At 60.8% G+C, this 18,193-nt stretch carries 13 protein-coding genes; all 13 read left to right on the top strand.

The annotated features are described in order from the left end of the window. The first annotated feature begins 30 nt into the window (after positions 1-30). The 13 genes from IEX75_RS03285 to IEX75_RS03225 all read left to right on the top strand — a co-directional run bounded on the left by IEX75_RS03285 (position 31) and on the right by IEX75_RS03225 (position 18,193). The gene (locus IEX75_RS03285) at positions 31-597 is read left to right on the top strand and encodes an Hcp family type VI secretion system effector (protein WP_188792823.1); all 567 of its coding nucleotides are present in this window, start codon (positions 31-33) and stop codon (positions 595-597) included. Positions 598-651: 54 nt separating this feature from the next. Continuing rightward, positions 652-1,002 (top strand): GPW/gp25 family protein, encoded by a 351-nt coding sequence (locus tag IEX75_RS03280; RefSeq protein ID WP_188792822.1) that lies wholly within the window; start codon positions 652-654, stop codon positions 1,000-1,002. Continuing rightward, positions 999-2,825, top strand: a complete 1,827-nt coding sequence (tssF, locus tag IEX75_RS03275; RefSeq protein WP_188792821.1) for a type VI secretion system baseplate subunit TssF — start codon at positions 999-1,001, stop codon at positions 2,823-2,825. Before IEX75_RS03280 ends, tssF begins: the two co-directional genes overlap by 4 nt. Next, entirely contained in the window at positions 2,789-3,916 is a 1,128-nt protein-coding gene (tssG, locus tag IEX75_RS03270; RefSeq protein ID WP_188792820.1) for a type VI secretion system baseplate subunit TssG, read from the top strand. Before tssF ends, tssG begins: the two co-directional genes overlap by 37 nt. Continuing rightward, complete coding sequence (locus tag IEX75_RS03265) at positions 3,913-6,846, top strand: contractile injection system protein, VgrG/Pvc8 family (protein ID WP_188792819.1); 2,934 nt, start codon at positions 3,913-3,915, stop codon at positions 6,844-6,846. The genes tssG and IEX75_RS03265 overlap by 4 nt, the downstream gene beginning before the upstream one ends. Before the next feature lie 7 nt (positions 6,847-6,853). Beyond that, positions 6,854-9,442, top strand: a complete 2,589-nt coding sequence (locus tag IEX75_RS03260; RefSeq protein WP_188792818.1) for a DUF2169 family type VI secretion system accessory protein — start codon at positions 6,854-6,856, stop codon at positions 9,440-9,442. Then, positions 9,439-10,527 (top strand): pentapeptide repeat-containing protein, encoded by a 1,089-nt coding sequence (locus IEX75_RS03255; RefSeq protein WP_188792817.1) that lies wholly within the window; start codon positions 9,439-9,441, stop codon positions 10,525-10,527. The genes IEX75_RS03260 and IEX75_RS03255 overlap by 4 nt, the downstream gene beginning before the upstream one ends. Positions 10,528-10,545: 18 nt before the next feature. Beyond that, positions 10,546-11,100: a DUF3540 domain-containing protein gene (locus IEX75_RS03250; RefSeq protein ID WP_188792816.1), complete on the top strand. Its 555-nt coding sequence runs from the start codon at positions 10,546-10,548 to the stop codon at positions 11,098-11,100. A 74-nt stretch (positions 11,101-11,174) separates the two neighbouring features. Beyond that, positions 11,175-11,573: a DUF4150 domain-containing protein gene (locus IEX75_RS03245; RefSeq protein WP_188792815.1), complete on the top strand. Its 399-nt coding sequence runs from the start codon at positions 11,175-11,177 to the stop codon at positions 11,571-11,573. Beyond that, on the top strand, positions 11,573-12,046 hold the full coding sequence (locus IEX75_RS03240) for a hypothetical protein (protein ID WP_188792814.1): 474 nt from the start codon (positions 11,573-11,575) through the stop codon (positions 12,044-12,046). Before IEX75_RS03245 ends, IEX75_RS03240 begins: the two co-directional genes overlap by 1 nt. 4 nt (positions 12,047-12,050) lie before the next feature. Next, positions 12,051-13,463 carry a type VI secretion system baseplate subunit TssK gene (gene tssK / locus IEX75_RS03235; protein ID WP_188792813.1) on the top strand — a complete coding sequence of 471 codons (1,413 nt, stop codon included), beginning with the start codon at positions 12,051-12,053 and terminating at the stop codon, positions 13,461-13,463. Beyond that, positions 13,463-14,221, top strand: a complete 759-nt coding sequence (locus IEX75_RS03230) for a DotU family type IV/VI secretion system protein (RefSeq protein ID WP_188792812.1) — start codon at positions 13,463-13,465, stop codon at positions 14,219-14,221. The genes tssK and IEX75_RS03230 overlap by 1 nt, the downstream gene beginning before the upstream one ends. 33 nt (positions 14,222-14,254) lie before the next feature. After that, positions 14,255-18,193 carry a type VI secretion system protein gene (locus IEX75_RS03225; protein ID WP_188792811.1) on the top strand — a complete coding sequence of 1,313 codons (3,939 nt, stop codon included), beginning with the start codon at positions 14,255-14,257 and terminating at the stop codon, positions 18,191-18,193.

Here is an 18,193-nt window from a genome sequence, read left to right as displayed (position 1 = left end):
GGCCACGGCTAACAGATCACAGGAGCGAATATGGACCTGATACTTTTGCAACCCGGCGACCCTGCGATTTTTGGTTCGCCCAATAACTGGCAGTCGGGCGGCAGCCTGATCGACGACCAATGGCGTGATCAGATATTGAAACTGGGTCAATGCATGGAGCTGTTGTCCGTGCACCAGGGCATGCAACAGCAGATAACCACCGATGTCAGCAATTCGGCGCGTACGTCGGGCCGCCCGATCATTACCGAATTCACCTGCGTCAAATACGTGGATAAGACCTCGGTCAAGCTGTACGACTACTGCTTGCGTGCCGAACCGTTGGGCAAGGGCAAGGACAAACCCACCAAGATCTATATCGCGCGCAACTCCGGCAAGAACACCGCCAATATCCTCACCATGGAATTGCGTGACGCGATCATCAGCGAAATCCAATTCCAGACCAACGCCGACGATATGCCCACCGAGCAGTTCAAGCTCAACTTCACGGAAGTGTTGTGGACCTACACCGTGCAGAACGCGCAAACCGATTCTGCCGGCAACATGCTCGCGGGTTGGAGCGTGGCGAGAAACCGGCCGATCGGGCAGTTCACGTCGTAACGCTTGGCTTTGGCTCCCCCATCCTGGAGCGAGCAGTGACATATCGGTGATCCCATGCCCTTTCTGTTAGAACGACTTCAAAGCCCGCAGATCACATTGGCCGATCATGTTGCCGCGCAGATCCAGCGCTTGGTGGAATGCCGTCCTTATGTCGCGCGTGGCGGTGTGCATGTGTGCGACTTCGGCATGCCTGCGATCGTCGATTTCGGCACCGGCCTGCGTGATCAGGAGCGCTATGGCGCGGCTTTGGCCAGTGCGATTGCCCAATACGAACCCCGTTTGAGTGATCTGAAATTGGAATGGCAGCCGAGCGGACGTACCTTGGTGGTTACCGGACGCCTGCAGCAAGAGGCCGAAAATCACGCATTCCGCTTTGAATTGCCGATGCAGGGGGCCGTCGCATGAACAACGCCGCTGCGCCACGCTTGAAAATGTGGTTCGAACAGGAGATGGCTGCGCTGCGCACCGAGGCGGTGGAGTTTGGCCAAGCGTATCCCGCGGTGGCGAAGAACCTGGAACTGAGCGGCGGACGCAGCAGCGATCCACAGGTGGATATGCTGCTGCAATCGTTCGCGTGGATGGCCGGACGTTTGCGCTATCAATTGGAAATGGATCAAGCGGTATTGCCCAATGCGCTGCTTGGCTTGTTGTATCCGCATCTGGAAGCGCCATTGCCATCGATGCTGCTGGCCGAGATCGAAGTGCGTCCGGAAGGTGCAAATTTCATGCACGGCGTGACCCTGGAGCGTGGGCGCCACGTTTACGCGATGGCCACCAATGATCTCGGACAACAGATGCGTTGCCGCTTTCGCACCAGCTGCGATACGCCGCTGTGGCCCTTGAAGCTGACCGAGCTGACGATGGTTGGTGCCAATACCTTTCCCTTGCAGCGTAGCGATACGCGCACCTTGTCCATCGCGCGAGCGGTCATCGAATGCCAGGGCAAGGATCCGGCGCATGCGATGAAAATGCCTTCTCTGCGTTTCTGCATTCATGCCGAGCACAAACACGCCTATGCATTCTATGACGCCTTGTCGACACATCTGGTGCGCATGGCCTTGCGCGTGCCGGAAAGCGGCGAATTGCGCTACATCGATGCCGACCGGCTGCGCTGGTGTGGGTTCGAAGATGACGAGGCGATGCTGGGCACGCATCCCTTGACCCATCCTGGCTACCGCCTGGTGCAGGAATATTTCGTTTTTCCGCAGAAGTTCCTGTTCTTCGAAGTGGACGGATTGGACTGGTCGGGCGTAGGCAAACAATTCGAATTGCTGTTTCTGCTGGATACGCCGGCACCGAAGCAGAATCCGCTTGACCGCGAGCTGTTGCGCTTGAATTGCGTGCCGTTGATCAACCTGTATCCGCAGCGCATCGAGCCTTTCGTGCTCGATCAGCAACATTACGAATATCGGCTTGCCGGTGATCAGGTAAACCATCGCTATTGCGAAATCCACAGCCTGGAGGAACTGGTCTCGATCCGCCCGGATCGCAGTCCGCGTCCAATCGCGCCGTATTTTTCGCTGGATGACATGCAGCAGATGGAAAAGCTGGATTACTTCTACGCTACGCGTCGCGAGGTCAACCAGACCGGCGCGGTGCACGGCACCGAAACGTATGTGTCGTTTCTCGATCCGAATTTCGACCTCAGCTTGCCGGCCGAGGAAATGATTGGCGGCAGTGCCTTGTGCACCAATCGGCGCCTGCCTTCCCAGCTGCAGCTGGGCAGCACCTTGTATCTGGAAGGCGCAGGCCCCGTGTCGATGCTGATTGCGGCGAGCAAGCCCACGCCGAACCAGCCGCCGCAGATGGTGGGCGATCGTCCCTGGGCGCTGGTATCGCAGTTGTGCCTGAATCACCTGTCGCTGATCGATGGCGAACGCGGCCCTCCGGTGTTGAAGAACATGCTGCGACTGCATGTGGGACCAGCCAGTACCACGGGTTACCGCCAGATCGACGGATTGCGCGCACTGACCAGCCGTCGCGTACAGCGGCGCATGCCGCGCCGCGAGGCATGGCGAGGCTTTGCCGATTGCATCGAGGTGCGCGCGCAGGTGGATCTTGGGCATTTCGAGGGTGGCAGCGCCGTGTTGTTCGGCAGCGTGCTGCATCGTTTCCTGTCTTTGTATGCGGAGACCCATACCGTCGTTGAACTGACGCTCGAATCCTCCGATCAACAAGGGGAGCTGAAATCATGGCCACCGCTGACTGGCGCACGGGCGAAGCTTTAAGCCAACGGCTCGCGCGGCGTCCAGCGAGCTTCGATTTCTTCCAATGGGTGCGCTTGCAGTCCTGGCCATCCGGCTCGGGTGTGACGCCTTACACCATCGAGCATGGCGTGCGCGAAGTCAGCCCGCAACTGCGTTTTCGCGGCGAGTTGTCACCGGCTTTTCCCGGCAGTGAAATTTCTGCAGGACGCATGCGTTTGCCGGTGCGTCCCGGACGCGAGCAGTCCAGGCAGCGCACCGACTTGTACGTCACCAATTTCACTTTGGCCGGTGTGCTCGGTCCCTTGCCGGACAGTTATACGGAATGGGTGCGGCGGCAGCTTGGCGTGCGTGAAACGGCCATGGCCGAGTTTCTCGACCTCTTCAATCATCGTCTCGGCGTCCTGCGCTACGAATTGAAAGCGGGCAGTGTGCCCGCCTTCGATGCCTTGCGTCCCGAATACACGCGCTGTGCCGAGGCGGCCGGTGCGTTGATGGGCCTGGCCGCGTTCGAGGGAGAGGGTGCGCGCATCCTGGCCCAACGTGTGCCCATGCCAAGGCGCGCCTTGCTGGCGTTGTGCGGTTTGATGGCCGACAAACGCCGCAGTGTGACGCAAGCCTTGATCGTGTTGCGTATTTATCTGGGCATGGCGGTGACGATCGAACCGTTGTTGGGTGCATGGCGCACGATCGATGCGCGTGACTGCACTTTGCTGGGACGGCGCCATCTGCGTACGGCGCCCTTGGGGCGCCGCGTATGGGTCAATCATGCTGCGGTGGGGCTGGCGATCGGCCCGGTGCCGTATGAGCGCTTGTGCAGCCTGCTGCCCGATCGCACGCACGGCCTGAATGCTGGCAGCCGATTTGGCCGCGCCTACCGGAATTTCGCCGCGATGCTGCACTACCTGTTCGATCGTCAAGTCGACGTCGTGGTGACGATCGGCGTGGACGAAGCGGGTATTCCTGCGTCCGCATTGTGGCGTCCACGTCCCGTTGCGGGCTTTGGCAGCCATGGCTTGCGATTAGGGCAGACGGCGTGGCTGCGTGGCCGGCCACAGGCGCTGCGGCAGGTGCGTTTCACGATCACGGCGGATGCGATGGTGGAGGCAGCATGAGCGCCATCGTCCCCGATACGGTCGGCCGCACCGCGATTGCGCCCATCGGTCAGGCGGGCAAATCTGATTCGCCCTTGCTCTACCTGCATTGCGGCATCTGCATCAGCAGCAATACCTGGCTTGGCGATGAAACGTTCCGCCTGCTTTCCTTCGAAGGCGAGGAGAACGTATCGCAGCCTTTTGACTATCAATTGCAGTTGCGCGGCAATACTGCACCACAGAGTGGACGCCCGCTGAGTTTTGAACAGGTGATCGGCCGGCCGGTCACCGTTGGCGTCAACGATCCCACCAAGGTCAGCCAACCCGATGCCGCTGCACGCTTCATGCAGGCACTGCGTACCGGCGCTGCACCCGATATGACGCTCTACAACGGCATCGTCAGTTCGTTTGCCATGGATGAGCCGGGCGTGTACCGCCTCGGCATGAAACCCGCACTGTGGAAGCTCACGCTCACCAATCGCTACTGCGTGCACGCGCAGATGAGCGTGTGCGACGTGATCGCCAACCTGATGCGCGAGCATTACATCGCCTGTTCGCTGGATGCGGTTTCCGGCAGCGACGACTTGGCCGTGACGCGGGTGCAGGATTGGCTGCAGGCTGGCGAGAGCGATTACGAGTTCCTGCAGCGCATGATGTCCAAGGCGCACATCTATTACTACGTCACGCACACCGGCAATCGCCATACCGTGGTGTTCGCCAACCGGCCCGCGTATCCGAAGGCATTCGGCAACCGACCGCTACGCTATACCCACACCACGCTGGAAGAACTGGGCCAGCACCAGAACGACGTGGTGTTCCAGTACAGCTATCAGCAGTCGATGACCAGCAGCGGCATCAACACCTCGTTCGTGTATCAGGAAAGCGCCTGGAACATGGATCCGGTGCCAAGTTTCCAGACGTATGGCGCGCTGATCCCTACCGATACTGGCGAGCTGCCGTTCAACCTGTATCGCACCTACCAATACGGCATGGACAGTGCGGAGACGCAGGACTACATGAAGCGCACCGCGTCCTGCCTGGCCACGTCGGCGCGGCAGCTCTCCGGCAGCAGCACCTGCACGGGCTTTCGCGTCGGTTATCAGTTCACGCTCAGCGGCGAAATGGGTGCCGGCATGCAGCCTTCGCCGGTGCGTCCCAGCCTGGAGGGCAAACCCTTCGTGCTGAGCAAGGTGCAACACAAAGCCAGCGCGGATGGCGGCTACACCAATACCTTCGAAGCCACCGATGCGGCCGGCATGCTTACGCCGTTTTCGGTCTCCGATACGCAACAAGGTGTGATCCTGGCCCGGGTGGTGGATATCGAAGGGCAGCGCCCGGCTGATTGGCGCTACTACGAACCCAGCAATTTCGATCCCGAGTCCAGTGTCTACAGCGACAGTACTGCCAACCCGCGCGACCTGCATGCCAAAGGCGTGTACGTGCAGTTCTCCACGCCAGGCGGCAGCAGCAAGCCGGTATGGGTGAAGCTAGGTGCGGGCATGCAGACCGTGCCGGAAATCGGCGTCACCGTGTTGGTGGCGCGCGCGCAGGACGAATCAGAACTGCCGGAAATCCAGCAGATCGTGCAAGCCAACGGCACGATGACGGTCACACCTTCGGGATGGACGGCGAACACCCATGTCGGTAGCAGTTATTCCACCACTTACGCCGATACCAAGAACATCCGCTTCGGCCGCACGACGCCGTTCGACCTGGATGCGGCCATCGCCAAGGTGAGCGATGCCTACGACACCGGCCAGTTCATCGATTGCAGTTACACCCTGGGCGGCAATTACAGCTATGCCTCCGCGGTCGCGGGCTATGGCGGCATGCTCAGCACCAGCGAAACCATCGGCAAGACCTACAGCACGCACCAGGGCGAAATTTCCTGGAGCAAGAGCACGCTGACCCAAAGCACCAATTACTCGACCATCGTCGACAGTTTCAGCGAGGAAACCGTCAGTGGCACCGCTACATCCATCTCCACCCGCAATATCGTCAACAGCACATCGACTGACAACGTGGTGGCCAATGTCACGACGCAGGGCATCGTCAGCAACACCACGACGGTAGGTACCGAAACCAATCTGGTGCAGCAGGGCACGGTGACCACTACCACCACGCAAGGCACCGTCACCAACGTCACCACGCAAGGTACGGTGAGCAATACCACCACCACCGATATCGAAACGAACGTGGTGCAACAGGGCACGGTGACCTCTACCACGACGCAGGGCGCCGTTACCAATATCACCACCCAGGGTGTGGTGAACAACACCACGACGGTGGGTACTGAGACCAATGTGGTGAACCAGGGTGCTGTCACCACCACGACGACGGCAGACACCGTTACCAACACCACTACGCAGGGCACGGTGAGCAACACCACGACGGTGAGCACCGAGACCAATGTCACCCAACAGGGCACGGTCACCAATACCACCACGCAAGGTACGGTGAACAACACCACCAAGGTGGACAGCGAAACCAATGACATCACGCAAGGGACGGTGACGACGACCACCAACGCGACCAGCGTGACCAACACCACCACGCAAGGCACCGTCAGCAATACCACCAACGTCGGCTCGGAAACCACCACCGCTACTTATGGCAGCAACACTCAGACGACTATCACTGGCACCAGCGCCGTTACGTCGATCACCGGCGCAGTGGCGCAGACCAATATCGTCGGGGCGAGTGTCGATACGAGCATTACCGGTGCCACGCAGCGCACGAATATCACCGGGGTAAACAGCTCGATTTCGGTGAGCGGCGCGAGTTCGGAAATAAGCATTACAGGCGCTGACAGCAAGATCTCGGTTGTTGGTGCCGGCATCAGCCTGACCTACCGCGCTGCCGGTGGGGATATCGATATTTCGCCAGCTCGCGGAAAGATGACGCTCGAGGAACTGGCGGTCGTCATTCCTGCGCTTCGCATTTTCTTATGAGGCACGCATGAAGATCATCAAACCCATGACGCTTGGGCTGATGCATCGCCCCTATCGCTGGCAAGGGCGCCATCGCCTGTTGGTGATCACCGCAGCGTTCTTCCAACTGGGCGGGCGTGCCGAAACCTTGCTGCGCGACAGCTTGCAATGGCGCAAGGTGATGGCGGCCTTGCCCCATGGCCGTGCGCTGGATGAGCTGATGCCCAAGGCACGTGGCGAGGTGTTGCTGGCAGGCAGCGCTTACGCCAAGGGTGGTCTGGCCGCGACGCAACAAGACGTACGACTGAAACTGGGCAGTATCGACAAGCGCTTGCGTGTCATCGGCGATCGTCGATGGTTCGATGGTTTTTTACCGTGGTTCCGCAATGCCAGAGCTGCGCCGTTCACCAGCATGCCGCTGGTGTGGAACCGCGCCTTTGGTGGGCCGCACCATCCGGGCAACCCGGAGGGCATTGGTTATACGCGCAATCCTTTCGCGGGCTTGTTTTCACGCAGGCCCCTGATGATGCCAAATGTGGAAGATCCAGCTCATCCCGTGCGTAGCCGCCTGCGTCGTTACACCCCGGCAGGCTTCGGTTCGGTGGACGTGAGCTGGCAACCGAGGCGCCGCTGGGCGGGTACGTACGGATGGCGCTGGCGCATGGAAGGATGTTCCGGTCTTGCGAATGACACGAATCCGGAGTTTTTTGGTGCCGCGCCCTGCGATCAACGCATTGCCGGTCATTTTCACGGTGGCGAGGCCTATCGCCTGGAAGGCATGCATCCAAGCCAGCCGGTGATCGACGGTCATTTACCGGAAATTCGTGCGCGTGCCTTCGTGCATCGGCAAGGCATGGCAGCTGATGCGATTGACGAAGTGCCACTCGCATTCGATACCGTGTGGTTTTTCCCCGACGTCGAACTGGGCATCGCCATCCATCGAGGCGAAGTGGATGTGGAAGACAGCCTGGCATTGGATGTGGATGCGCTGATGGTCGGTTACGAACATCCTGCCGACCCGCCGCGCTCGCTCAAACATTACGGTGAAGTGCTGGCTTTGCGCTCCAATCGCGATACCGCGATCCGGCATGTGTTCAACGAAGCGCAGTTGACGCCGGAACCCAATGCCGCCTTGCGCGCGGCTCGTGCACAAGAAGATCAGCAGGAGCGTGCGCAGCGCGACGCCGAGCACGCCGATTTCAACGCGGCGCTGGCAGAGGACTTCAAAGCCAGCACCGGCATGGAACTGCCCAGCGCACCTGTATCGGATATGCCGGAACTGGCCGTGCCATCGAACGCGGCCATGCAGCGCGGAGATTTTGACCTGGGCGCCATGCTCGACAGCGCCGACGCCATCATCGCGCATGCCAAGGCCATGGCGGAAAAGCATCAGGAAGAAGCCAAGGCCAAGCTTGTTCACCTGCAGGTTCCGGCATCGGCCTCCACCGCCACGGTAGAAGAAGCACTCGCGCGTGCCAGTGGCCGTAATCCGCACATCGCCAGCCTCGCTGAATTCAGTGCGAAGCATGCGGTACCTGCTGCCACCATCGAATCCCTGCACGACTTGCAGCGCCGTGCGCGACTGGCCGCGCCGCAACCCACGGCGCCCGTAGCACCATTGTCGCCGGAAGCGGCGGCAGCGATCGGCCAATGGGTGCTGTCGCGCGTGCGCGAAGGCGCATCCCTGCATGGTTGTGATCTGGCCGGTGCCAATTTGCGTGGCGCGGAACTATCCGGTGCGGATCTGCGCGGTGCGTTGCTGGAATCCTCCGACTTGAGCGGCGCCAGGCTCGATGGTGCCGACCTCAGCGAAGTGGCCTTGACCGGCGCAACGCTCGATGATGTGCATGGTGCTTCCGCGCGCCTTGACGGCGCCAATCTGTGCGGAACACGCGCACGTCGCGCAGTATTTTGTGGCGCGAGTTTTCACCGTGTGCAAGCGTCCGATGCCGACTGGAACCAGGCCGATCTGAGTGGCGCGCGCTTCGAGCAATGGATCGCGCCGAACATCCAGCTGACTGGCGCGAATCTGAGTCGCACCACCTTGACCGACAGCGTATTGCTGCACGCCAAGGCCGATGGCAGCCGTTGGTCGAACACCGTATGGCGGCAAACGATCGCATTGGGTTCGGCTTTCGGCGCCAGCGAGTGGCAGGAAGCCGCCTTGACGCGCAGCGTGCTGATGGAAAGCTGCCTCGCCGGCAGTGTTTGGAGCGGTGCGGTGTTGAACCGTGTGCAGGCGGGCGGCAGCGCCGACTGGCGCCGCGCCGATCTCAGTCACATGAATGCCGAACACAGCAGCTGGCGCGACGCCACGCTGAGCGAGGCGAATCTCAGTCATGGCGAATTCCGTTCATGTGACTTCAGTGGCACGCGTCTGACGGATGCCGTGTTGGAGCGCACGTTGTTCTACCGCTCACTGTTCATGGGCGGTGTGTTGAGCGGTTGCCATGCGGAGTCCGCCGACTTTTTTCAGGCCAGTTGCCATCGTGCCGATTTTCGTGGCGCGGACTTGCGGCGCGCCAACTTTGTGCAAGCCGAATGCGGCGACGCGCGTTTCGAGCGGGCACGACTGGATGGCATCCGGATCGAGCCGGGCAGGAGGTTGCGGTCATGAGCATGACGTGTGATCGGCACTCGATCGGTAGCTGGGCCGACATCGAACACCTGCGGCGCCTCCGTCGCCCGGTGCAGGATGTAGATCTGGCTGCACTGGACGGCAGCGGTCGCACCATTGAGCCATTGGTGTTCTGCAACGTCGTATGGCGTGGCGCCGTTTTGCGCGGCAGCCAGTTGCAGGCCTTGAGCTTTATCGATTGCGACCTGAGCGGTGCGAATCTGGATGGCGCAAACCTCGACAGCTGTACCTTTACCCGTTGCGATCTCAGTGGTACTCGCTGGCATGGCGCACGTGTCGAGCGATCCGCACTGGCCGAATGCAAGCTCACGCATAGCGCCTGGCAGGATGCAGCCCTGTCGATGACCATCCTGCACAGCTGCGACCTCAGTGCAGCCACGCTGGCGCGCAGCAGCTGGCATCGATGCATGATCGGCTCCTGCCAGCTCGGCGGCGTCAACCTGGAAGACGCCAAACTGTCGCAATCGGCCTTGCCTGGGGTAGATTTCCGCGGCTTGCGTCTAAACGGCTTCAGCGCCGAAGCCTGCGTGCTGCATAAAGCCTGTTTCGACGGCATGGATCTGCGTGCGCTGAACTTGCGCCGCTGCCAGCTCGATGGGGCGAGCTTTGTCGCTACCGACCTGCGCGATGCGGATTTACGCGAAAGCAATTGCCGCCAGGCCCGCTTTCTGCACACGCAATTGCGTGGTGCCGATCTGTCGAGTGCCTTGTTGTTGGAAGCAACGTTGGAGCACGTTGACGCGCGCAGCCTGCGTTGCGAAAACCTGAATGCGTCATCGGTGACGCTGAAAAACGTCGACTTGTCAGGTGCGCTGGCCAATCAAAGCGTGTGGAGCCACGCACGTTTCAGCAAGGTGGATTTTTCGCGCGCCTTGTTGCGCTATGCGCACTTCGATCATGCCAGCGGGCACCGCGTCAATTTCGGTCGCGCCGATCTGGCTTATGGCAGCTGGCATAACACCCGTTTCCGTTGGGTGAATTTGTTTCTGTCGCGGCGAAAACGTTTGCGCGGCACTTCATCTGCACGGTTGCTGGCCGAGCGCCGAGCCCTCGCTCTTTCTTGAATTCAAGGAGATATGACTATGTTTGCCACCTCTCGCCGCAGCCTGACGCGCCAGCGCAACAGCCCGCAACTATCTGAAGCCGTGATCCACGAAGCGCTGAGTGATGATCATTGGCGCCTTGATGACGGACGTTCCGCGCGGCAGGCCACGTCGTGTTTGATCACACCCCAGCCTGGCGACCGCGTGCTGCTGGTGTGCATGGCCGATGAAAGCCATTACGTGCTGCATGTGCTTGCGCGTACCGAACGGCACAACGCCACGCTGACAGTGCCGGGCGCGGACAGCTTGTCGATCCGCCAGAGCCGGGTCGATGTCGCGGCAACGCAGACGATTGCCTTGCGTGCAGCGCATGAGGTGGAGATCACCGCCGCGCAAGGTGCGCTGTCCTTGCGCGCACGTGATGTGTTCACCAGTGCAGTCGAATCGCTGGTGCACACCGCGCGAAACTGCGTGGGGCAGGTGGATCGGTTTCTGCTCGATGCGCGGCAATTGCTGCGGCTACATGGGGAGCACGCCATCGTAACCGCAAGGCAGGACGCCAAGATTGATGCAGAGCGGGTGAGTTTGGGATAGCAAATGCGCACTGTCTTCGCTTTCGAGCGAAGAGGCAGGCAACACACACCTGATTGAAAAACGGACAACCACTCATGCCCATCAACACCATCCTGGCCGTGCTCATCTTCGCCTTCCCCGACGTCTGCTTTGTGCCTGTGCTCGGTGTACCGGTGCCCATGCCTTTCCCCAACATCGCGTTGTCCACCATGGACATTCCCGCGCAATTCCAGGTGATCATCTGCGGCGGCCTGGCGGAAAACATCGTCACCATCGGCAGCATGAGCAATGGCGACAACGCCGGCGTGGAGGGCGGGGTGGTATCGCATCTGGTGATGGGGCCGTTTCGCGGCATCCTGGGCAGCTTTGCGGTTTTCGTGGGCGGCATGCCGGCCACGCACCTGGCCAGCGTGTTTGGCCAGAATGGTTTGTTGCCGAATATCGTTGGTGTTGCGCTCACCCCAGCGCAGCCGACGGTACTGGTGATGCGTTGATGTCCGGCTTGCGCGCCGGCTTTGTATTGCTGATGGCGCTCGCGCTCGCGACGTCGTGCAGCATGGTCAAGAAATTGAATCCATGGCGCGCACCCACTACCAGCCTGTCCAGCGTGCGTGTGGCCGCGCCACCCGGTGCCAATCTCGATTCGGCGACGGCGCTGGATCTGGTTTTCGTCTATGACAAAAACAGCATCGCGTTATTGCCCAAGACGGGGCCGGAATGGTTTGCGCAAAAAGCGGCGCTGCTCAATGGCCTGGGGAAATCGGTCGACGTGGTGTCCTTGCAGGTGCCACCCGCCACCGTCGTCGTGCCGGTGTCGTTGCCAAAGCGTGCCGGCGACGCTGCGGCGGTGTATGGCTTTGCTGACTATCTATCCGCCGACGGCCAGGCGCGGTTCGACATCACCCAATACCGCCATGCGGTGATCTGGCTGGCCGCCGCGCAAATTCAAATCAGCGAGGGCAGGTAGCGCCATGAACATGTTGCCCGACAATCCGCCTTTGTTTCCCGAAGCGATTTCGTGGTCGGAAGGCATGTTGCTGTCGCCGCAACATTTCCAGCAAAACGATATTTACTGGGGACGGTTGCTGCATCACTACATGTCGGTGTTGCAGCCCTGGTGCTGGGGCGTGCTGGACATGGCGGTGGATGCCACGGAACTGGTGAAGGGCAAGGTGATCATCGATCGCCTGCGTTGCGTGATGCCGGACGGCTTGCTGGTGGAATATCCCGGCCATTACGCGCCGCAGCCGTTGACGTTGGATTTGTCCAGGCACGATTGGAATACCGAGAAGAAGGTATTCGTGCAACTGCGCGTTCCGGTGCGCGGCAAAGGCGCGGCCAGCAATATCGGCGATATGCAGCGTTACACCGTTGAGCAGGGGCAACTGGAGGCGGACGAAACGACCGGTGGCGACGATATCGCGGTGGACCGCTTGCGTCCGTGCATCAGCCTGGTTGCAGGTGAAGCAGTGGCGCGCAGCTACTGCGCCATGCCGCTACTGGAACTGCAAGGTGACGCGCGCGGCGTGCATCTGACGGATTATCACCCGCCCATGCTGCGCATGGCTGCCTGTGCCTTTCAAGGCGAAAGCGGTTTGCACGTCTTGCTGAAAAAGCTTTCCGAAGCGGTCTGGATCAAATACCGCGAATTGCTGGGGCTTCGTCTCACCGACCGCAGTGATGCGCGTTTCACGGGCGATGCCAATCCGCAAGTCATGGCGGCGCGTCAGCTGGTAGCGGGCATGCCGCTGTTCGACGTGCTGCTGCAGGCCGACATCACGCATCCTTATGATTTGTACAAGGCGTTGGCGCAGTTGGTGGGGTTGACCGCCGCCGTCGCCAGCGCCGAGCCGCCGCCCGCGCTGGCTGCCTATGCGCACGAGCAATGCATGCCGGCATTCCGTATCGGCATCGACTATGTGCAGAAGCAGTTGGCGCGCTTGAATGCCGGCTACACCGCGATCGATTTCGAGCAGGTGGGCGCCGCAGGTTTCCGCTGCCAGCTCCCATCCGGTATAGCAACCGACAAACTGCTGATCGAGCTGCGTCCGCGCCAAGGACAGAACGGCAGCCATTTGAACCAATGGCTGAGCGGCGCACGCACCGCCACCGAGGATTTGATCTATCTGCTGGTGCGCCGCCGCTTCCCTGGTGCCACACCGCAGGCGGCCAATGCCGCCACGGTGACGGCGCTCAACCTGCGGCCCGGCGCCTATGTATACGAAATCGAGAACGGCAGCATCGAGGTGGATGCGCAGACCAAGCGCCCATTGATCATGGACGGCGCCATGCTGGTGATCCTGGGTGAACCTGACGACAACGTTCCAGCCGGCATCACGCTGTATTTGCCGCGCACGCAGCAGCGCACCCAGGGGAGCGCGTGATGGCCGGGACGGAATCGCCGCGCGTTCTGACCTGTTTTGGCACGTTCTACGAAGAGGTGGCGCGGCTGAAGCTGGCGATCAAGAACAAGGATGTGGTGCGCCTGCTGCAACCGGGTGAACCCTACGCGACGATCGAACCGCAGGAGCTTGCCGAGCGCATTTCGCAACGGTTGAGGGCGATCATCGACAAACTTTCGCACGACATCGCCGCGCAGGCCACTGATGCGGAGATGGAGATCTATCGCCGCACGCGTTATGCGATGGTGGCATTGGCGGACGAGATTTTCATTCTCAACCTGTCCTGGCCATCGGCGGAATACTGGCCCGAATATTTGCTGGAGCATGCGGTCGCCGGTACGCGCATCGCGGGACGGAAATTTTTCGATTATGTGCGGGAGCAACTGGGCATTCGCGAACGCACGTCGTTGGACGCTGATCTGGCTGCGGTCTATCTGCTGGCCCTGCAGCTTGGGTTCCAGGGCATGTATCGCGGTATGGAAGGGCAGGCGGCGCTGCGCGCTTGTCGTACCAAGCTGTATCCGCTTGCCAGCGGACGCAAGCTGGATGGCGACACCGGCCGCATGTTCGCGCAGGCTTACCAGTACACCGTAGTGAATGACCGCGACAACACCCGCACGGCATTGACGCCGTGGCTGCGCTGGGCGGCCTATGGCACGGTGGCCTACCTGATCCTGTCGTCGCTGTTGTGGCTGATGCTGACGTGGTCGCTGCTCAACGTGATCGGGAGCACGACATGAGCGCGCCTTTCTGCCGGCACGCCACCTAGCGCCATGATCATTCTTGCGCTGACATTGCTGTTGCTCGCTACCATTGTCCTGGTGCCGGTGCTGCCCCAGCGCAGCCTCAAGCTGCTCCGCGACGGCATCAAACGGCTCCCGCGTCCCACCGCCAAGGACGTGAGTGACTTCTGGCAGCGGCTGCGCACCATCATCCATAACGCCTGGCGCCTGATCGACCGTGGCTGGCGTTATCTGATCGCCCGCCGCGACTGGCGCTACCAAAGCTCTTGGCTATTGCTGATGGGCTTTCCCGGCGATGGCAAAAGCAGTCTCGCCGCATCGATTCCTGAATCCCTGCAGCACGCACGCCTGCAGCGCAATACCAAGCAAGAAGATTGGTTGCGTGCCGTCTTGCCCGATGCGACATGCCATTTTCTTCAACGCGGCATCCTGATCGATCCACAAGGCACGATCGGCGAACCCGGCGCGGCCAGCGATGCGCGCTGGCCCAACCTGCTGGCCGATATCGACAGCCTGCGTCCCGACCGCGCCCTGGATGGCGTGGTCTGGGTGATCTCCGTTGCGCGGCTGCTTGCCGCCGGTCAGGCGCAGTGGAAAGCGATGGGGCAGCACGCCTTTGCACGTCTGTGCGAATTACAGGATGCCTATGCGTTCGCGTTGCCGGTGTATGTGGTGGTCAGCCATTGCGATGCCGTGCAGGGTTTCGATGCGTTCTGGCGGGCGCAGCCGGAGTCGCGTTATCGCGAGATCGTGGGCTGGTCCAGCCCCACCATCGATGACAACGGCACCCCCGCCGAATGGGTGGGCAAGGCGTTCGACCGGCTCATCGATGGGTTCCGTGCCTTAGTGCTGGAGGCAGCCACGCAGCGCGACACCATCGACGATGCGGACAATTTCTTTCTGTTCCCGCTGTATATGCGCGGACTGTTACCGCCACTGAATACTTTTCTGGGCGAGCTGTTTCGCACGGACGCCTATGAAACGCGCGCGTTTTGCCGCGGTATCTATTTCACCGGCGTCGTCGGCCTTCACGCCACCGAGAGTCAGGTGCCGGCAGCGCGCAAGGATGTCGCCTTCGTCGAACAACTGATGGCGCAGAAAGTGTTTGCCGAGCAGCGACTCGCACAGCGCACGCAAAAAGGGTTGTTGTTGCGCAACCAGCTGATCCGCCGTTTGCAACTGGGCCTGATCGGGACTGCTGCCGTACTGGCGATTGCCTTGCCCTGGACCGCGGCGCGGGTGAATGCACAAGCCCAGGTCTTGCATGACACTATCGTCGACGTGTCGGTGAGCAGCAGGCGCCTGGCGCAGCTTGGCTGCCTGAGCAAGGACGATGTCTATCCGTTGATGGAAGAGGTAGCCTCGCTGGACACGCGCACGCGCTATCTGGCGATTCCACTGTCATGGGTGGATCGCAGGGTCAACCAGGGCATTCGCGATGTAGTTGCTGCGCAGGCGCTGCGGAAGGTGATCCTGCCATCGATGGCATGTAGCCTGGAAAAGCAGATCGATGCGTTGTCGTCGGTGACGTTGCAGACCGGCAGTGATGATGAGGCGCCGGCCACGGCGGACCTGCGGTTGCTGAACCAGGTAAGGCAATTGCTGGCTGATCTGGTCAATCTGGAAGACCAGCTGGATCGCTTCGCATATGTGTCACGCACGGGTTCGGAGCTCGACCGCCAGCGCATGCTGGAGGATTTCAGCGAGCTGGCCGACTACATCTACGGCAAGCCTTTGCCTTCGCCTCTGCTTACCAGCAATAACATCCTTGCTGATGCTTTGGTGAAAGCCAGCTACCCTGATCCGCCGCGGATGACGGCGGAGCGTCGTGCGCGGGTGATCCGCGAATTGAACATGTTGGCCCTGCAGTCACGGCAACTGCTGCTGCAACGGCTGAAGGCTGGCATTCCGCTATTGGCTGCGTTACAGGAAGACAAGCCACCGATACTTCCGCAGCTGCACCGGTTCAATGCATGGATGGATTGGATACGCGGCTCGTGGCTGACCTCCACGCCCACCTTGAACCCCTGCTCATTCGTCGCGCGCACCTTGAAGTCGGAGCTGGATGTACTGATCAATACGCATCATTACGATCCCAGCCTGCGCGCCGGTCTGGATCGCTTCAGCACGCAAGAGTGCTACCTGCCTGCGGTGAATATCTTGCGCAGCGCATCGCTGCCACCCTATGGAGCCCTGTTCGTGGTGAATTCAGACACGCAGCAGTTGGAGGGCATCGATCCCGGGTTGTCCGCAGAAGCCAGCGGACTCACGGCGCTGGTCAATCTGGGCTATATGCAGTTGTCTTCGCCGCAGCCGTATCACTGCAACGGCGGTGCCAGTGGCTGGCGCAGCGACACCTTTGGCGAGCTGTCCACGCAAATGCGCCAGTACCTGGTGTTCGCGGCCGAACGCAATATCAGCCCCTTGAATACTTCCGCGGATAATCGGCCACTATTTGACCGGTTGGCGCGCAGCCAGTTGAAGCTGGCATTGGCCGACAGCCTGGCACGCAATCAGCGCACGCACATGGATGTCAGTCTTGATACTGGCCTGGACGCGACATCGCCACTGGAGCAGATGCTCGCCACCGAAAGCGCCAACTTTGCGCAAGCGATTGGGCCTTACCTGGAATCTCTGCGGCGCATGCGCCAGCTTGGCATGAATGATTTGGCCGGCGAGATGGACCAGTGTGGGCGTAACTACGCTGCCGACATGCTGCTGGATATTTCGGGGCTGGCAGCATCAAGCCATCTGTACGATCCGTCGATACTGACTCAGCAAGACGGCGGCACGCCGGTGTTCGACCTGGGTAGCGCGCCGGTCTTGCAGTCATATCTCAACCGGCAGCTGTCGCGTGCGCAAGTGTTGGCAGGCTACGCGGCGCCATTCGTGACCTTGCTGAAGAATTCGGATGGTGTCGACGACAGTCGCCGCAGCAACTCGCAGTCCGGCGTGTATTGGGCCAACACGATCGCTGAACTCAACCGTCAGTTGCAGTTCGCCGATCCGGCGGGGCAGGTAGCGCAGATCAACGACTTCTTCCTGAAGCAGTTGGGGGCGATGAGTTACGACAATTGCGCCAGTGCCTTGAATGCTTACGTGCCCGCGCAAGCGGGCAATGATCTGTTTTCCGAGCGCCGCATGGCGACGCTGCGCACGGCGCAGATGGCATGCATGGGCAATAGCGACAGCGACGCCGCGCTGCACTTCGTGCGCATCTCCACCTTGTTCAACAGCCAGCTGGCTGGACGCTATCCGTTTGGTCCACCCGATGCGCTGGATGTATCCCCGGCGGTAGTGAAAGCTTTTTTTGTCTACTACGCCAATGAAAAACCCACCCTGGAGAACTGGCTCGCCAGCACCAAGAGCGCGGAGGCGTCGCGCATTAGAAGCTTCATCAATCAGCTGGATGCAGTGCAGGCTTTCTTCGCCGGCAACCTGCTTGCTGCACCACAAAGTGCGCCGATATCGCTGGACGTAGGCTTCCGTGCCTTGCCGGCTGATTCGCCTTATAGCAACCAAATGATTCACTGGACCTTGCAAGCAGGCAACAGCAGCGCCAGCTGGCCGGGTACTGCCACCACGGTGAACTGGAATGTTGGTGATCCGGTCGCGCTGGATCTGCAATGGGCGGATCTGTCGCGCTACAAGCCATTGCCCGATGCCAATCAATCCGATCTGCATGTAAGCGGCTATCACAGCGAGTTCCAGGTCAGTGGCGCATGGGCGCTGTTGCGTTTGTGTGATCTGCATAAATCCAGTGCGAGTACGAACGCACTCGATCCCGCACAGCAGCTGTTGCAGTTCCAAGTGCCTGTGCAGCAACCCGCAGGTGCCGGCGCGCCGTCTGGTACCGGCAAGGCGCAGTTCTATCTGACGTTGAAAGCGTCTGCGCGCGATCCCGCCAGCAAGGCAATGGTGGCCCTGACCGTGCCGGATTTTCCACGCTTGGCGCCCACGGAGCAGTGA

Source organism: Dyella nitratireducens (genome assembly GCF_014642835.1).
GTDB lineage: Bacteria > Pseudomonadota > Gammaproteobacteria > Xanthomonadales > Rhodanobacteraceae > Dyella_B > Dyella_B nitratireducens.
This window is presented reverse-complemented; position numbering and strand designations above follow the sequence as displayed.